General features: G+C 68.1%; 11 protein-coding genes, 3 pseudogenes and 1 CRISPR repeat array. Of the genes and pseudogenes, 3 read left to right on the top strand and 11 right to left on the bottom strand.

Translation table 11 applies throughout. The annotated features are described in order from the left end of the window. Positions 1–73: 73 nt before the first annotated feature. The 3 pseudogenes from FG385_RS26270 to FG385_RS26260 form a co-directional block, all read left to right on the top strand. Positions 74–391, top strand: a pseudogene (locus FG385_RS26270) (IS1380 family transposase); the annotation flags it as partial. A gap of 211 nt (positions 392–602) precedes the next feature. Further along, a pseudogene (locus FG385_RS26265) lies at positions 603–1,166 on the top strand (ACR3 family arsenite efflux transporter); the annotation flags it as partial. A gap of 58 nt (positions 1,167–1,224) precedes the next feature. Continuing rightward, positions 1,225–1,601: pseudogene (locus tag FG385_RS26260) on the top strand (arsenate reductase/protein-tyrosine-phosphatase family protein). Here FG385_RS26260 and FG385_RS26255 read toward each other — a convergent pair. The 11 genes from FG385_RS26255 to cas3 form a co-directional block, all read right to left on the bottom strand. Further along, positions 1,583–2,581 carry a hypothetical protein gene (locus FG385_RS26255; RefSeq protein ID WP_051166191.1) on the bottom strand — a complete coding sequence of 333 codons (999 nt, stop codon included), beginning with the start codon at positions 2,579–2,581 and terminating at the stop codon, positions 1,583–1,585. The pseudogene FG385_RS26260 and the gene FG385_RS26255 overlap by 19 nt on opposite strands. Further along, positions 2,578–3,285: a cytochrome b N-terminal domain-containing protein gene (locus FG385_RS26250; RefSeq protein WP_139099475.1), complete on the bottom strand. Its 708-nt coding sequence runs from the start codon at positions 3,283–3,285 to the stop codon at positions 2,578–2,580. The genes FG385_RS26255 and FG385_RS26250 overlap by 4 nt, the downstream gene beginning before the upstream one ends. After that, on the bottom strand, positions 3,282–3,449 hold the full coding sequence (locus FG385_RS34065; RefSeq protein ID WP_158684522.1) for a hypothetical protein: 168 nt from the start codon (positions 3,447–3,449) through the stop codon (positions 3,282–3,284). Before FG385_RS34065 ends, FG385_RS26250 begins: the two co-directional genes overlap by 4 nt. Before the next feature lie 431 nt (positions 3,450–3,880). Continuing rightward, a CRISPR array of direct repeats spans positions 3,881–7,204; the repeat unit is 28 nt; unit sequence GGATCATCCCCGCCTGCGCGGGGAGCAC. A 65-nt stretch (positions 7,205–7,269) separates the two neighbouring features. Then, on the bottom strand, positions 7,270–7,701 hold the full coding sequence (gene cas2e / locus FG385_RS26245; RefSeq protein WP_081655202.1) for a type I-E CRISPR-associated endoribonuclease Cas2e: 432 nt from the start codon (positions 7,699–7,701) through the stop codon (positions 7,270–7,272). Further along, positions 7,698–8,648: a type I-E CRISPR-associated endonuclease Cas1e gene (gene cas1e / locus FG385_RS26240; protein ID WP_037364606.1), complete on the bottom strand. Its 951-nt coding sequence runs from the start codon at positions 8,646–8,648 to the stop codon at positions 7,698–7,700. Before cas1e ends, cas2e begins: the two co-directional genes overlap by 4 nt. Continuing rightward, on the bottom strand, positions 8,645–9,319 hold the full coding sequence (cas6e, locus tag FG385_RS26235; protein WP_037364604.1) for a type I-E CRISPR-associated protein Cas6/Cse3/CasE: 675 nt from the start codon (positions 9,317–9,319) through the stop codon (positions 8,645–8,647). The genes cas1e and cas6e overlap by 4 nt, the downstream gene beginning before the upstream one ends. After that, the gene (gene cas5e / locus FG385_RS26230; protein WP_139099474.1) at positions 9,310–10,047 is read right to left on the bottom strand and encodes a type I-E CRISPR-associated protein Cas5/CasD; all 738 of its coding nucleotides are present in this window, start codon (positions 10,045–10,047) and stop codon (positions 9,310–9,312) included. Before cas5e ends, cas6e begins: the two co-directional genes overlap by 10 nt. Continuing rightward, positions 10,044–11,174: a type I-E CRISPR-associated protein Cas7/Cse4/CasC gene (gene cas7e / locus FG385_RS26225; RefSeq protein WP_139099473.1), complete on the bottom strand. Its 1,131-nt coding sequence runs from the start codon at positions 11,172–11,174 to the stop codon at positions 10,044–10,046. Before cas7e ends, cas5e begins: the two co-directional genes overlap by 4 nt. A gap of 9 nt (positions 11,175–11,183) precedes the next feature. Continuing rightward, positions 11,184–11,801: a type I-E CRISPR-associated protein Cse2/CasB gene (gene casB, locus FG385_RS26220; RefSeq protein WP_037364597.1), complete on the bottom strand. Its 618-nt coding sequence runs from the start codon at positions 11,799–11,801 to the stop codon at positions 11,184–11,186. Next, positions 11,798–13,441 carry a type I-E CRISPR-associated protein Cse1/CasA gene (casA, locus tag FG385_RS26215; protein WP_139099472.1) on the bottom strand — a complete coding sequence of 548 codons (1,644 nt, stop codon included), beginning with the start codon at positions 13,439–13,441 and terminating at the stop codon, positions 11,798–11,800. The genes casB and casA overlap by 4 nt, the downstream gene beginning before the upstream one ends. Then, a complete protein-coding gene (gene cas3, locus FG385_RS26210; RefSeq protein WP_139099471.1) occupies positions 13,431–16,073 on the bottom strand; it encodes a CRISPR-associated helicase Cas3' in 2,643 nt (880 codons plus the stop codon). The genes casA and cas3 overlap by 11 nt, the downstream gene beginning before the upstream one ends. Between the last annotated feature and the right edge of the window lie 80 nt (positions 16,074–16,153).

Raw genomic sequence — 16,153 nt, 5'->3', positions numbered from 1 at the left:
AGAAGTGCCTTCTGAGCTGGGATGATTGGAGTTCTCACGCAGCAATCGGACCCAGCCTTGGAAGGCACTTCGAGTGCAAGTCTCGCACAGGTTCGCCGAAGAGTCGGCGCTATTCGACGATGACCATCTCGTGTCGCCGGCCGGGCTGGTGCCAGTGATGGCCCTGGCTGAGCAGACCGGACTGCCGCAGCTGCTGGCGGAGAAAGTGTCCATCGCCGCGCCGCGTATCGCGTCCGGATCGGCGAACCCTGGCCCGAAACTGGGCACGCTGATCGCGGGAATGTGCGCGGGCGCGGACTGCATCGACGATGTCGATGTCGTGCGCTCGGGTGGGATGAGGGCACTGTTCGGCGGGGTCTACGCCCCCTCGACGTTGTCGGCGCTCATGAAAATCTCGTGAGCGGAAAACAGAGCCGGAGGGCTGGGGGGCCGTGCTGCGCGCCTGCCGGCCTGTCTGATGTCGGGACCTGGGAAATGCCGTCGGGTTGGGCTTTCGGGATCTTCTCAGGCATCCGGGCCTCCGGGACGGATCTGTGGAGCGATCCGTACGTGCCGTTCCACGGCGAAGCCCCGCGCGGCCCACGCGCGCATGATCGGGGTGGTGCATCGCGATGGTGATCATCTGGAACGACCTGGCGTGCGGCGACCGGGAGGCTGCGGCGTGCTCGTGGCGCTGAACTCCGTGTTCCAGGTGCTCATGTTCGGGGTGCTGGGCTGGTTCTACCTGTCGGTGCTGCTCGGCTGGCTCGGTCTGCCGACCACGCAACTGGCCGTGTCGGGATGGTGGATCGCCAAGAGTGTGCTGATCTTCCTCAGCATCCCGCTGGTCGCCAAGGTCGGGCCCGTCGTGCTGTTCGCGCTGCAGGGGCACCAGATCACCGGCCATCCTCTCGACGTCGCGCGTATCGCGCTGTCGCCGCTGGCCTGTTTCGCCGTGATGGGCCGGGTCGTACGCGCTGGGGAAGGCGCGCGGGCAGAGCTACGAGCGGACCACCACGCTCGCGTTCACCGCGGCGGGCGACAACTTCGAGCTGGCCATCGCGGTCGCGATCGCCACGTTCGGCGCCACGAGCGGGCCGGCGCTCGCCGGGGTGGTCGGCCCGCTGATCGAGGTGCCCGTGCTCCTCGCGCTGGTGTACGTCTCGTTCGCCCTTCGTCCACGATGAGGCAAACCTGACGCCTGAGGTGCTGTTCGTCTGCGTGCACAACGCGGGTCGCTCGCAGATGGCGGCCGCGTTGCTGGACCACCACGCGCGCGGCGCGGTCACGGTGCGCTCGGCCGGGTCGGTGCCGGCGAACACCCTCAATCCCGCCGTGGTGACGGTCATGGGCCAGCTCGGCTTCGACCTGTCGCGGGAGTTCCCGGAGCCGCTGACCACGGGAGGCCGTCCGCGCGGCCGACGTCGTGATCAGGATGAGCTGCAGCGACGCGTGCCCGGTCTTTCCCGGCAAGCGTTATCTGGACTGGCAGCTCGACGACCCCTGCGGACAGGCCGGTCGGGGAGGTCCGGCGGATCCACGACGAGATCGACCGGATGGTCCGCGCGCTGCTCGCGGAACTTGTGAGGCCCGGGCGAGGGGTTCAGGAGTCCGGTGGGTGAGCCGGTCCCTGTGTTGCCGTGGCTGGTGGGTGGTCGCGGTGGTAGCGTCGCCAGATCAGGCGGTGGAGCCCGACCAGGCGGGGCACGCTGCGCAGTCCGGGGATGAACGGCACGCAGATCAGGATCAGGCTCAGTAGCGCCATCAGTGCCCAGATCCAGGCATCGGCGTTGTCGGAGTGTGCGAACGACGGGATCTGGTACCAGAACGTGTAGAGCCACAGCCACGCCTGGCCGGGGTAGTTGCCGGTCTCGTTCATCATGCCCCACTGGTCGCCCGAGAGGTGCCGGGAGTCGGCGATGCCGGCGAAGTAGCCTCCGTCGGCGAGGAACAGCAGGGGTTTGGTGTAGTTCGTGGTGTAGAACCCGCTGTTGCCGACGAGCGCGCTATCAAGGCCGCCGGTCTGGGCCAGCCGGAGCAGGCGGCCGGTCAGCACGGGTACGGGCCCGTAGTCTCCCGGTGCGACCTTGGCGGGGTCGTTGCCAGGAGCCTTGCTCAGCGCGTCGTCGTAGTCACCGGCCCAGCGCAGCTGCTGGGCAGCCGAAGCCGAGGTGTAGGTCCGCAGCGCCTGCGTCAGGCGCGGGTCATCCGGAACCGCCTTCAGCGGGCCGAGCACGAAGTCGGTGGCCGGGTCGACCGGTTCCCGTATGCCGCCCCACTTCTGCAGCGTGACCGGTCCCATGTGCTGCCCTTGGCTGCTGTCGTTGTACGGGGGGCCGTAGGTCGCTGTGTCGCTGGTACCGCCGAGTTCGGTGACGGTGGTGGTCACGAAGTCCGCCGGATCCGCGTTGGCCCACTGACGCAGGCTGATGGCGTGATCGTCTGGCGAGCTGAGTACGGTGGCGAGCAAAGCCGTCAGCATGCCGGTCACGACCAGCGCGATGACGAACTCCTTGACCAGGTCGTAGTGCCGCGTCGGGCCGCGCCACGGCCCGTCGGCGTGGTGGCGCTTGCTCGGTCGCGTGCCGGTTCGGGTCGTCATCGTCGCGTCCCTTCTGTCTCCGGTGCAGCCGCCAGCTGTTCCTGCTCCTCGGGCTCGGCCCCGATTGGGGGGACCACCCCGCGCCTGCGTACCAGCAGGATGTGCCAGACGATGAGGACGCCCAGTACCAGTGGGAGCAGCAGCACGTGCCAGAGCAGCATCTGCCCGGTGTCGAGGACGTTGAACCAGGCTCCGATGCCGACAGAGTTGAGGCCGTCCTTCGCCTGGGTCGAGATCCACTGTGCATCGAAGTTGGTCTGTACCAGATATCCGGTGAACGCGGTGGCGATCGAGCCGAGGAACGCGATCGAGCCCGTCACCCAGGTTGCCGCGCGCCGGCCGCGCCAGGCGGCCATGAAGAACTTGCCCCACAGGTGGATGACCATGAAGAAGAAGAAGAGTTCCACGCCCCACAGGTGCAGGGAGTTCACGAAATGCCCGACCGGCGAGGTGTGCCACCACACCGGGCCTTCCAGTGCCAGCCAGGTGCCGGAGAAGATCACCCAGATCAGCGCGGTGAGGGTCAGCACCCCGAAGACGTAGATCCAGCTCGACACGTATGCCGGCTGACGGTCGGGCATCAGCCTGTCCGGCGGCAGTGCGCGCACCGCCCGTCGCCGCAGGCGAGCGGTCCAGTTCCGTGGGTCCACGCCGTCGCCGAACTCGTCCGTTCGCGTTTGCCCCTTGCCTGGTCCCGTGCTCATCGCCGGTCGCCTCCCCGGGGAAACGGCAACGCGATGGCCAGCGCGAACACCAGCAGCATCAACAGGATGACGACGAGGTTCGCCACCGAGATCTGGATGACGCCCCAATGCAGGTAGTGACCGGTGGTGTTCAGATCCACCGGCCCGCGGGCGAAAACAGCCATGCCATACCTCCTGATCCGGCCGTATCGCCGGCCTGCTGTCTGCAGGCATGGTGTTCGCCCCCGCGACGGCAGATGTAGTGGCCAAAGTCCCCTGCCCCGAGGACGATCGCCACTGACCAGACGGTCCTAACCGGACTATTTCCACCTTTCTGCCGAAACCCCGCTCGACCGAAGTCGCCGCCTGCCGCCTCCCGGCGCGCGGCTAGCAGCATCAAGATCGACCCGCGCCAAGCGCACGTCGACATACAACCAACCGGCCGCCACGCTCTGGAGGCCGCCGCCGTCGGAGAAGTAGCTGATGTACGTCGAGATCCTCACCGAGCCCAAGCTTGAGTTCGGCGAGGGGCAACGCCGCGTTGACCCTCGCTTCGGCATCTCTACGTACGGTCCTGCCGACGTGGGCCTCGTGTCGGTGACAAGATTTCGCAGAGGGATCATCCCCGCCTGCGCGGGGAGCACGTCCGGGATCTGGTTGATCGAGCTGACATGGCGGGATCATCCCCGCCTGCGCGGGGAGCACGTGTCCGGGTGGACAGTCGGTGACACGCTGTTGGGATCATCCCCGCCTGCGCGGGGAGCACTTCCCGGACTTCGGGGGCTCGTGCCCTGCGGCGGGATCATCCCCGCCTGCGCGGGGAGCACACGCGGGCTCCTGTTACCGCCGGACTGATCTCAGGATCATCCCCGCCTGCGCGGGGAGCACCCTGCGATCGACTGCAGCCGGGGATCGGATGTCGGATCATCCCCGCCTGCGCGGGGAGCACGCAGACTATCGCAGAGGCGTTGGGGCCGACGACGGATCATCCCCGCCTGCGCGGGGAGCACGTCTCCGCTCGCGGCCGGGCGGACGGACGTGACGGATCATCCCCGCCTGCGCGGGGAGCACGTGCCAAGCAGGTTCGGGGCGACGCCGTCGCCCGGATCATCCCCGCCTGCGCGGGGAGCACGTCAGCTGTCCGAGCGCACGACCCGAAGTCCGCGGATCATCCCCGCCTGCGCGGGGAGCACGACGAGTTGTTCCGGGTGCTGAACGAGTGCGGCGGATCATCCCCGCCTGCGCGGGGAGCACGACGGTGACGCGCATCTCGACGTCGGGGTAGTCGGATCATCCCCGCCTGCGCGGGGAGCACAGGTGCTCGGCGTGGGGGTTGTCCTGGAGTTCCGGATCATCCCCGCCTGCGCGGGGAGCACATGAGAATCGTCGCCGCGCATCCCGGTCCCCACGGATCATCCCCGCCTGCGCGGGGAGCACTCCCAGCGCCCACTCCGCCACTGCGGCACCCAGGGATCATCCCCGCCTGCGCGGGGAGCACACCGGAACACCGCGACAGTGCCTGTCTCCGTATGCGGATCATCCCCGCCTGCGCGGGGAGCACGTGATGGTCATAGCCTGGGTCGCGGCGCTCCTGGGATCATCCCCGCCTGCGCGGGGAGCACCACACGGTGGCTCTGCTCAACATCGGGCTGCGGGGATCATCCCCGCCTGCGCGGGGAGCACATCCAGTGTGAGGGATGGGCGCAGGAACGACGGGGATCATCCCCGCCTGCGCGGGGAGCACCCTTTGGTCGGGGCGAAAAGAACCTGTGGCGGCGGATCATCCCCGCCTGCGCGGGGAGCACGGCACGACTGGCCCCCTCTCGGGTTCACGGAGTGGATCATCCCCGCCTGCGCGGGGAGCACGCTCGCACCAACGGCATTCCTCTGGTGGACTTCGGATCATCCCCGCCTGCGCGGGGAGCACGGGGGCCCGATGACCTACCCAGGCTCCGCCACCGGATCATCCCCGCCTGCGCGGGGAGCACCTAGACCCGGTGGTTTGCTATACCTTCCGTGTCGGATCATCCCCGCCTGCGCGGGGAGCACTCTGCGATAGTCTGCGTGGCCGCGAACGGGCCCGGATCATCCCCGCCTGCGCGGGGAGCACAGAGAATGAGTCAATACCTGCGAGAGCTCGCGCGGATCATCCCCGCCTGCGCGGGGAGCACTCATGCCCCCGGTGCGCCATCCTCGCGGGCCGGGGATCATCCCCGCCTGCGCGGGGAGCACGGCGACGGAGTAATCCGCGGCGTCGGCAATACGGGATCATCCCCGCCTGCGCGGGGAGCACCCCGGGCGGGCGGGCCACGGTCTACCTCAACAAGGATCATCCCCGCCTGCGCGGGGAGCACCTTCGAGGTGGCCTTCTCGACTACCAGCTTGAAGGATCATCCCCGCCTGCGCGGGGAGCACCTCCTCCCGCATAATTATCGTGATCACGTCGCCGGATCATCCCCGCCTGCGCGGGGAGCACGAGGGGATCAAGGCTCTATTCGGGTCGCTGGCGGGATCATCCCCGCCTGCGCGGGGAGCACTCCGGCTCGGTCTCGGGTTCGGGGTCCTGGCGCGGATCATCCCCGCCTGCGCGGGGAGCACGTCGAATGTGCTCCACCCGTCGCCGTCGAGATTGGATCATCCCCGCCTGCGCGGGGAGCACGGAAGCGTATGGGGCTGCATGTCGTCTGCCTCCGGATCATCCCCGCCTGCGCGGGGAGCACAACAACATGGCCCAGAACCCGACCTCCACGGCGGGATCATCCCCGCCTGCGCGGGGAGCACTCCCACTGCTCCGGTGGGCTGTCGGACAGCCACGGATCATCCCCGCCTGCGCGGGGAGCACGGCCATCTTGGCGAACCTGGTTCTCTCCCCCGGGGATCATCCCCGCCTGCGCGGGGAGCACCGTCCAGTCCAGTCTCCATGGACTGCGAGTCCCGGATCATCCCCGCCTGCGCGGGGAGCACGACCCACGTCGGGTTCTGTGGCCCACCAAGCACGGATCATCCCCGCCTGCGCGGGGAGCACATACGCCATGCTGTCCACGTGGCGCAAAGAGACGGATCATCCCCGCCTGCGCGGGGAGCACTCTCGCCGGCCCTGGCGACCGGGCGACAGCTGCGGATCATCCCCGCCTGCGCGGGGAGCACACCATGCTCGCCGACTGCGAGTCGCCGACGAACGGATCATCCCCGCCTGCGCGGGGAGCACACCACCACCGAATACGGGTCGGGCTTGCAGGACGGATCATCCCCGCCTGCGCGGGGAGCACACGGCGGCGGCCAGGTTGTGCACGGCAACCGGGGGATCATCCCCGCCTGCGCGGGGAGCACGTGGTCTCCTTCTCCTGCCGCCGGGTCGGTCCCGGATCATCCCCGCCTGCGCGGGGAGCACGCGGACCACGCGTCGTAGTCGATCTCTAGCGTGGGATCATCCCCGCCTGCGCGGGGAGCACACTCTCCGGTTGAGCGGCTCACGAACCTCGGAAGGATCATCCCCGCCTGCGCGGGGAGCACGGATTACTGCGCAGCCCGAGGGGCTGCGAGTGCGGATCATCCCCGCCTGCGCGGGGAGCACGTCGCTCCGTACTGGTCTCTTCGGCTCTGGGGCGGATCATCCCCGCCTGCGCGGGGAGCACTGCCGGTAGATCTTGCGGCGCTCCTGCTTGTTCGGATCATCCCCGCCTGCGCGGGGAGCACTCGTGGACGGCGTGCCGAGCATCGACGCGACCGGGATCATCCCCGCCTGCGCGGGGAGCACCGCGGTGGACATCTAGTGTATGAGCGTAGACAGGGATCATCCCCGCCTGCGCGGGGAGCACAATTCCGTTTACCACAGGGGATTGCCTTTCGGCGGATCATCCCCGCCTGCGCGGGGAGCACGCCGTCCCCAACGCGTTCATCTGGGTTGCCCGCGGATCATCCCCGCCTGCGCGGGGAGCACACTTCTTGACCTGGGTCGATGTGATCAGATCTGCTCGATTTGCTTCACTTTGCCCCGACTCAAGATCAATCTTTCTCGTTTGCCGGCGGTGGTTTCGGGCGGAATTTTCGTCGCGCTTGCCGACGTTTCCACACGGTCTCATCTCGCATGGACGTTCCACCACGGGAGGGGCGGGCTGGTCTTCGTTGTTGCTGTGTCGGTCCGTTGGCCGGGATGTAGTCGGGGACCGTTTGTCGGCGTATGAGGGTGATGCCGTCGTAGTCGACAGGTGTCCAGTCGTGTCCGTGTACCTCGAACGCGAGTCGTTGCTCGCCGTTCACGGTGTAAACCATGAGCGCTCGTCCGTCGTCGACGAACTCGATGACGCGTTCCCATGTCAGTTCGCGGACGCGGGTGGGTAGATGCCCGACGAACACGCCTGGACTGATTTCCAGTAGCCACCGGGTGAGGTGCCCGCGGAGTCCGGGTGGCACGGCGGTCAGGACGATGACGATCATGTGTCGCTCCGGTATGAAACGCCGCCGGGCACCGATTCGTGGCGCTCGTCCCACAACGAGAGGACGTCGACCTCGAAGTAGTCGTCACCGGTCTTGTCGTCGGCTTCGTCGCCCAACAGGAGGCGTTGGATGTCGCGGGTGCATCGTTGCAGGAGTTTGCCTTTGTGGAGAGCGTCTCGCACACGCCGTCGTGCTTCGCCTGCGATGTCGTCACATGAGCTTGCGGCTATGTCGAAGGCCACCGGGATTGTGAGTTCGGCTTTGTACAGGTCGGCGATGTCGTAGACGAAGGATCTGTGGTGTCCGGTGTGGACGAATCCGAGCGCTGGCGAGCAGCCGAGTGCGACGATGATGGAATGCACAATGCCGTAGAGCGCGGCGTTGGTGGCGGACAGGGCCTTGTTCACCTCGTCGCCGGCGTCCCAGTCGTCGACATCGTAGGTCCGACTGGTCCAGTCCACTCCGGTGCGTTCGGAGTGTTCGCGGTACACGCGGCGGACGCGGGCGCCTTCCCGGCCTCGTAGCTGCTGCATGTTCAGGGTCGAGACGTCTTCGTCGGGGAAGCGCATCTCATACATCGCCCGCGCGACACGCAAGCGAGACCGGGTGTTGGTCACCGCTTCGGCCTGTGCGAGCAGCAGCCGCGATGAGCGGGCGAGTGAGACGCCGTGAGCGTAGTAGCGTACGCCCCGCTCGCCGACCCATACGACGGTCGATCCGCTGTCGGACATGAGGGTGATCGCTTGGTGGGTGATCGTGGTGCCGGGACCGAGCAGCAGAACCCCGACTGCCGCGGCCGGGATGTGCACGGTTCCGCGCTCGTCCGTCGCGGTGATCGCGTTGCTGTCGCGGTTGACGACACAGCGGTCGAGGTAGAGGAACGACAGCCGGTCGGATGCTCGCACCAGGTCCTTCGGCTGGGAGACGTGCCGGCCGATCGTGTTCATGCGGAGCTTCCGGCCGGGGCGGCGAGGGTGAGCAGTCCGCAGCCGTAGGACTTGGCGCGGCCGATGCCGAAGGTCAGCGCGCGTTTGAGCAGCGTGGTGTCCTCGACGTCGAGGTGGCCTTCGAACGTCGCTGTGGACAGCGTGACCCGCACACCTTTGCGGCCGAAGCGGCGGATGCCTCGTTCGACCACCGCGAGGTCGTGTTCGCCCTGTCCGACCGCACTGTCGGGGATACGGAATCCGAGCCGGGCGGCCCGGCCGAGCAGCCATTGTTGCTGCTGCGCGATCGTGACGTGTCCGACGGGTTTGGTGTCCTCCCCGTCGCGCAGCCGGACCGAGTGCACGGGGTTGGCGGTCAACCGGAACTGCCATCGTTGTCCTTTGCGCAGCGACTCCAGCAGCCCGTCGTAGACGCGCGTGTCCCACGCCTCGGTGGAGGGCCAGCCGGCTTGCTCGACGATGTGGGTGAAGTCGGGCTTGCCCGGGCTGGCGACGAACAGCAGAACCCGATGGGTGCCGTAGGTGTCGACGCGCCACAGCACGCGCCCTCGCTCGGTGGGTCGCGCATCGGCGAATCCGGCCAGTACGGCGGCGTGCATCGCGTGCGGTGACGACAGCAACAACCGCGATCCGCGGCGGCGAGGATTGATCGGCATCTGGGTCAGGAACACGAAGGTCCTCCCAACGCCGACATCGGGTTGTGCTCCGTGGAGGGGTCGACCACGCCGTGCGGGTTGGCGATCTCGACGCTGCCGCGTGTGACGGGTCGCCAGGCGTATTCGCGACGGTTGGGATCGAAGCTCACCGGTGCGTCGCGCATCGACTCCGTGCCGGGCTCGCCGGGCGCGGCGTCTCGCATGATCGCGAGTCGTACCACGCGCTCGCGGTGCTGGCGTTGCACGGCTGAGCCGGCCTGCCACGACCAGGTGGCGAGCGCGGTGTGCAGGTCGTCGTCGGTCACGCCCAGAGCGATAGGCCCAGCGGGTGGGCACGATCGGCGACCGAGGTAGAGGGGGAACTGGGGCGCTCGGATGGCTTGGTCGATGCTCTCGACCAGTGACCGGTCCCCTTCCAACACAGCCAGGAACGCGGCGTCGGTGAGGTAGTAGCGATGCGACAGCGGCAGCGAGTGCCACGTGAGGCTGCCGTCGCGTTCGCGTTTCGCGCGCTGGGCGGTCTGAAAGTCCCTCATGAGCTGGCCGGGCTGGTCGGCGCGCACGCCGAGGCGCAGCCCGAGCAGGTCCTCGAGTGGGTCGGTCCGGCGTAACCCGTACGCGGCGGCGACGAGTCCGATCACGCCGCTCTTGGTGGGTTCCCGCTCGGTCGCCCGCCGCACGAACCGGCTGCCGGCACCCCAGGACTGCAGGGGTCCCGCCAGCCGCAAGGCGACCACGCTCATGACTGGTCCAGCCGGGCCGCGACCAGATCGCCCACGTCGGTCACGAGCGTGGAAAGCGCCACGTTCTGACCGAGATCGTCCAGACCGGCCGTGTCGTCCCCGACCCGGGTCACCCACGCCGCGATCGGGCACTCACCGTAGGCGCGTTCGATCTCGCGGGCCTCGTCACGTAACGCGTCCGACGCGGCCTTGATCCGGCCCACCACACCGAGTTCCCGGACCGGATGCTCGAACGCACCGACCAGGTTGATCGGCTGGCTCTCACGCACCTGCACCACGACCGCCTCCGGCAGGGTGCGGTTGGCGAAGGTGTTCTGCTTGCCCGTCGGCATCGACCGCACGAACGCCGACACGAAAGCCTCCGCGGCCCGCCGGGTCGCGAGCGTGTCGCCGAGGGTCTCGCGCAGCCGGCCCACATTGACTGTCGCGTAACGATAGAGCGTCGAGGAGTTGAACTCGACGGTGCCGATCATGCCGGCACCCGTTTCCTCCTCGGTGTTGCGATCATCGACCGCGGTGAAGTAGTCGAACTCCGTCTCCACGGGGTGCACGCTGATCGCGTGGGCGACCTGCGCGGCGGCGTCGACGTTGATGTCGGCCTGGTCGGCCACCATCCGCCCGAACAGTGCGATGTCGACCGAATGATCACGGTCGGCGAGTTCCTTGACCTTCGCCGCTTTGAGTGCCTTGCCCACGTCGTCGGAATCGGCGGCCTCGATCGCCGCCTGCGCCAGATTCTCGATCTGCCGCCGGCTCAGGAACACCAGGTAGCCGACCTCGGGGGCCGGCTCGTGCCCGGTCTGCTTCTTCGGTACGTCGACCTTCATGCCGATCTGCCGTGTCGTCTCGGCGGCCAGCTCCCGTGCCTGCTGCCCCAGATACGGAGCGCGAGTTTCTATCGCCTCGGCGATCAGCTCCGGTACGCGTTTGGTGCGCACTCCCAGCTCATTGCGGTCGAGGTAGTCGTCGAACGCGACGCGCGTGGCGCGCTTCCAGGCCTGGCTGGAGACCCGTGCCCGGCGTACCCCGCCGTAGGTCGCGGTCTTCGGGCTACCGGTGTCATCACGGTTGATGTTGCTCGGCGGCACGGTCTGCAGGATGTGCAGGTCGATGAAAGTCTGGCTCATGAACTGTCCTCATTCCGGATCGCTGGTGGAGTCGTCATCGGCCGTGGTCCGATAGAACGCGCGTCCCCACGCCAACCGGACGCGCTGCGCACCGGCCGGCGTGAGCAACCCGGCCACGTCATCGGCGAACCGGGCGTAGTCGAGCCCCTGCCGCTCGGTACGCAGCTGGGTGATCAGGCCGCGAGCGTGCATGAGCACCTCGTCGACCGACTGGGCGGTCGCCACCGCCATGAACCGCCGAGTCACGGCCTCCTCGCTGCGCGCATCGCTGAACCGCAGACGGCCCACCGCACGCCCGAACGACACCCCGGGCACGTGGGCGGGCACCGTCAGCGACTGCTGGTGCAGCGCGTACAGGGTCAGCGCCGCATGGGCGGCCTGCTCGGCGTAGCTCGGCTCGTCCCGCTGCCAGGTGAGTTCCTCCGGGACCGCGCCCACCGTGATCTCCCACAGGTCCGGCACGCTGCCCGCGGGCTTCCCCAGCCCGCGCCGCAACCGCGCCAGATCGGCACGCGCGGAGGGTGCGGCGCGCAGGTACTCGCGCTGCAGCCGTTCGATCCGCCACGCCAGCGCCCGGCCGAGTGGGCCCAGCCGCCGCGATCGGGTGTCCGCCGCCGCCAGGGTCATCGGACTGCCTCCAGGTCCTGGTCCGCCGAGGGGGCGAACACGAGCGAAAGTGCTGTGCGCAGCGCCGAGTGGAACCACACCTCCGCCAGCGGCACGTTCACCAACCGCTGGTTCACCTCACGTCCGGACCAGGCCGCCGCCGGTGCCCCGCTGATCAGCTGGTCACCGATCTGCCGGCAGGCGCCCCACACGGTTCGCTGCCACGCGGTGCGAGCCACCGTGAGTTCCCGGCCAGGTCCGAGCCCGGCAAGCCACTCCCGGTACGGCCGCTCGAGCACCGCATACACCGTTTCCTGTGCTCGATCACCCGCGCCCGACTTCGGCTCCGCCCCCGCGGCCTGCGCGAGGTTCTCCGCGAACCGCCATACCCGCCCGGCCGCCTGCTCGGCGTCCTCGACAGCGCCCGTGGCCGTTCGGCCCGCGTCCGGCCTGGCCTCCCGCAGCAGCAGCACCGGCAACGGCAACACATCGTCGACGATCTCGGCGTAGGTCGCGCTTTGCGCACCGTATTCGACTCCGAGCGCGCGCAGCCGCACCACGAACTCGTCGGGCAGCACGCCCTCCGCGGCCAGGTCGTCGACCCATTTCAGCACGCCCGGGGCCAGAAAGGCCTGCGGCTGATCGCCCCGGCCCGTCGTTGGCGAGACCGACGGCAACATCGCGGCCAAGCCCCGCCACACCGACCGATTGGGGTCATGCGCCCGCGGCATGTAGACGGTCGTCTTGAGTTTCTTGCTCTGCGCCTCGCTGTATCGCCAGGCGCTGTGCGGATCCACCATGTGCCGGTTCTGCGGCTGGATCTTGTCGCCATTGGACAGCAACACACCGGTGACCCCATCGCGGCCACCGAACAGCCGGACCCGCCGGGTCTGCCACGTGTACAGATCGATCGCGCCCTCCGGCGGGCGCTCCCGCCACCGCGCCGTGTCCGGCTCCCGCTCCCACGGCGGCACGTCACCAGGGCCACCGACGTCCACATAGGACGGCACATCCCGGGCGATCAGGTTCAGCAACAGGCTCTCACGGAGATTACGTCCCTGCGCCAGGACACCGCCGAGTTGACCGGACCAGCCCGGACCGATGGGATATCCCTTACCGCCTTTCACAGTGGGATCCCCTGCGGCACCCGACTTGATGCCCGACGGGTCGAAGGCATGCACGTGAACGAGCCAGCGCGCGGCCTCCCCAGGGCGAAGCCGCCGCAGGCTCGACGCCGACCGCGTGGTGAACAGCGGCTCGCCATTGGGCACATCCGCGACAATCTTCTCCAGCCCGGAGGCCTCTCCCTTTTCTGTCCGCAGATCAGCGACCTGGAAGAACGGGGCCTGCGGATCGAACAGGTCGAAGCGAGACCGGACACGCGCGGCATAATCTTGGATCACCGGCATCGGCAACATCGGTTCCTGCCACAGACCTGCCCATTCCTGCTGATCTTGCGGGCCATCGAGCGCGCGATGCAGAAACGCCAGCAGCAACCGCGTGATGGCGAAGGCCTGGGTGGGAACCTCACCCCCGATCACCGTCAAACCGGCCGCCTGCTCGAACAACTCGAGGATCGAGACCTCGTGCTCGCGCCCATTCGGCGCCAGGACAAGGATCCACGGCTCGTCGAGAAGATTGAACTCGCTCTCACCCGGCATCGTCGAAGACCTCCAATCCGCGCTCCTGGCTGTAGCGGATGCGGCGGTCGGTGATCCGACCCCACCCGTCCTCATCCACGACCAGGACAGGTAGCCGATAAATCAGTGGAGACTGCTCCCACGCCGGCGGCGTAGCCTGCCAGAGCTCTTCTTCCGCGGCGGCGTTGCTGAAGGTGAGCGGGAGGCGTAACGCGCACGCGGCCATGACTTCGGCGAGGTCGTTCGGCGGCGTCTTCTCACAGGGAATGGGCGATCTCCCCTGATCGGCGAGCCACGCCGGCGTGCGCCACTGGCCGTCCGCGTCGCGGCAGACGAGCAGTACTTCCAGGCTCGGCGCCCCGTCCCGGACCTGCCCCTGACCCTGCGCGTCGTCATCGGTTTCTCCGACGCCGGCCGACAGCCACCCGACGATCGCCTTACCAGGCCGCGTCGGCCCCGCCAGCTGAAAATCGTGGGCCCGCTGCTCGCGCCGCGCCGTGCGATCCGACCACTGCTCACGTGCCGTGGCGATGGCCTCCTGCCACTCGGCGGGACCGATGTCACCGGCCCCGTAGGCGAGTTGGACCAGCGGGGCGATGTCGCCGGGCAGATCGACTGTCGAACCGAAATGGCCGACCAGGACCGCCGCCGCACGTAGCAGGGGATACCGCCCGTACACGTAGCGCTCAGCAGCCGGGTCGAGCTGGGGCGGGCTCGCGTCGAAATCCGCTCCCGTGACGTAAACACACGCATGACGGAGTCTCGCGGGCCGATCCCGCTGGTGCCGATGGACTCGGCCTACGCGTTGCAGGACGAGATCGATCGGCGCCAGATCCGTGACCAGAAGGTCGAAGTCCACGTCGAGCGACTGTTCCACGACCTGCGACGCGACCACGATGTGCCGCCACGGCCGGTGCGTCGACCGTTGTGGGGAGCCGAAGCGATCCAGCAGTTCGGTGTCCTTGCGCAGCCGGTCAGCCACGATGAAACGCGCATGCGTCACGCTGACCTCGCCAGGAAACTCCTGCTCGAGCCGCTGCGCGGCGGCGAGAACCCGGCGCACGGTGTTGCGCACGACCAGCGCCGTTCCTCCCTCGGCAAGCGTGTCGCACAGCAGCGACACCAGATGGTCGAGATCATCCGGGAGACTGTTCAGGGCGACCGAAGTAGACCGTCCCGAGGCCGGCACCGCGCGCGTCGTCGTGGAGTTGCCGCGGGTCCACGTCAGCGCCGGGTATGTGGTCTCGTCACTTGTCGCGACCGCGTCAGATCCCGATCCGGACTGGTACGCCGCCAGCAGAGCCCTGCGTTGCTCGACCGGCAGCGTCGCCGAAAGCGTCACAACCGGCACGCGATAGGCCCCCAGCCAGGTAAGCACCTTGAGCAGATACGAGTTCATGTAGGCGTCATAGGCGTGGATCTCGTCGATCACCACGACCTTGCCCGCCAGCGCCAAATGGCGCAGCATCAGGTGGCGCGCTTTCAACCCTGCGAACAACAACTGGTCGATCGTCGCGACAGCGAAGTTCGCGAGCAACGCCTTCTTCCGCCCGGCCAGCCAGGAATGAGCCGCGACAGCGTGGTCAGGTCCGTCGCCGTCTCGCTCGTCACAGCCCACTTGCCGGAGCCGACCGGCCGGGAGAAGCCCCTCATACAAACGGTTGAACCGTGCTCTGCCATGGCCGAGCACGATCGAGCCCCCCACGTGGCACCCTGCTGCCTTCATCCCATCCAGCCAGTCGACCACCCGCGTGAACATGGCATCGGTCGTTGCCTGCGTCGGGAGCGCGACCAGCACACCGCCCGCGCCCCACCGAGCCGCCAGGATCTCGGCCGCCGCCAGCGCTGCCTCGGTCTTGCCCTCACCCATCGGTGCTTCGACGACCAGCAGCCCAGGCTCGGTCATCGCCTCCGCCACCTCGCAGGCCGCCTCCTGCACCGGGCGAGGTCGCGCGCCAGCGGGTAACCGGAAGCGCGCCGCGAAGAAGGACTCCCTGTCACCGACCGGTGGGCGCGGCGCCCATGGGCAGGGCAGCTGAAGTCGAGCGAGAGCCTGCCGCACCCGGCCCTGGTCTGCAGTGACTTCGGGCAACCGCCCATGGTGATACGGCAGGAGGTCCTGATTGCTGGCAATCCAGTCCGACACGATCACCAACGCCGTCGCCAGCACCTGAAACGGGGCGGACAAGGACACCTCGGCCAGCCTGTCCAGACGGGCTCTCAAGCCCACGCGGCCAACGACACGCTCCACCAGTTCCCGCTGAACAGCCGACCAGGTGTCCCGGCCGTACAAGTCGGGAACCTCGCTCGGCCGGGCTGCTTTCTCCGAATCGGCGTCCGGCGGGACACCGTGATGCCCGCCCAGAATCGCGCCCCACGTCCGAGCGACATTCTTCGGCCACCCGTTCCCGACCAGCCATCCAACCAGCAAATGGTGACTCGCCACCGCGTGGTGGGCCACGTGCCGATCCACCAGCCCGCTCTTGCCGGTGGGCATATAGAGCCCGTGTTCGCGCATGACCTGGGCGAGCCCGACATGCTGCACCGCGAAAGCCGGAGTTGCCTTTCCCAAATCGTGCGAGCCCGCCAAGAACTGCATCGCGGACCGGGCCAGCATCCGGTCGCCACCGAACTGGTCAACGAACAGCGCCACAACATTGACGTGATCTCAACGACTTTCATTTGATCATTCGATGTTCAAAATGGGTCAGGGTGAGTGCGGCTTTCACGATG

This window comes from Amycolatopsis alkalitolerans, assembly GCF_006152065.1.
GTDB classification, from domain to species: Bacteria; Actinomycetota; Actinomycetes; order Mycobacteriales; family Pseudonocardiaceae; genus Amycolatopsis_E; species Amycolatopsis_E alkalitolerans.
The sequence above is the reverse complement of the archived record's forward strand: the minus strand, read 5'-3'. Positions and strand labels throughout refer to the sequence as shown.

Coding starts and splice junctions, on each gene's coding strand:
- FG385_RS26255 (WP_051166191.1), bottom strand. CDS start 2,581: ATGACGACCCGAACCGGCACGCGACCGAGCAAGCGCCACCACGCCGAC.
- FG385_RS26250 (WP_139099475.1), bottom strand. CDS start 3,285: ATGAGCACGGGACCAGGCAAGGGGCAAACGCGAACGGACGAGTTCGGC.
- FG385_RS34065 (WP_158684522.1), bottom strand. CDS start 3,449: ATGGCTGTTTTCGCCCGCGGGCCGGTGGATCTGAACACCACCGGTCAC.
- cas2e (WP_081655202.1), bottom strand. CDS start 7,701: ATGATCGTCATCGTCCTGACCGCCGTGCCACCCGGACTCCGCGGGCAC.
- cas1e (WP_037364606.1), bottom strand. CDS start 8,648: ATGAACACGATCGGCCGGCACGTCTCCCAGCCGAAGGACCTGGTGCGA.
- cas5e (WP_139099474.1), bottom strand. CDS start 10,047: ATGAGCGTGGTCGCCTTGCGGCTGGCGGGACCCCTGCAGTCCTGGGGT.
- cas7e (WP_139099473.1), bottom strand. CDS start 11,174: ATGAGCCAGACTTTCATCGACCTGCACATCCTGCAGACCGTGCCGCCG.
- casB (WP_037364597.1), bottom strand. CDS start 11,801: ATGACCCTGGCGGCGGCGGACACCCGATCGCGGCGGCTGGGCCCACTC.
- casA (WP_139099472.1), bottom strand. CDS start 13,441: ATGCCGGGTGAGAGCGAGTTCAATCTTCTCGACGAGCCGTGGATCCTT.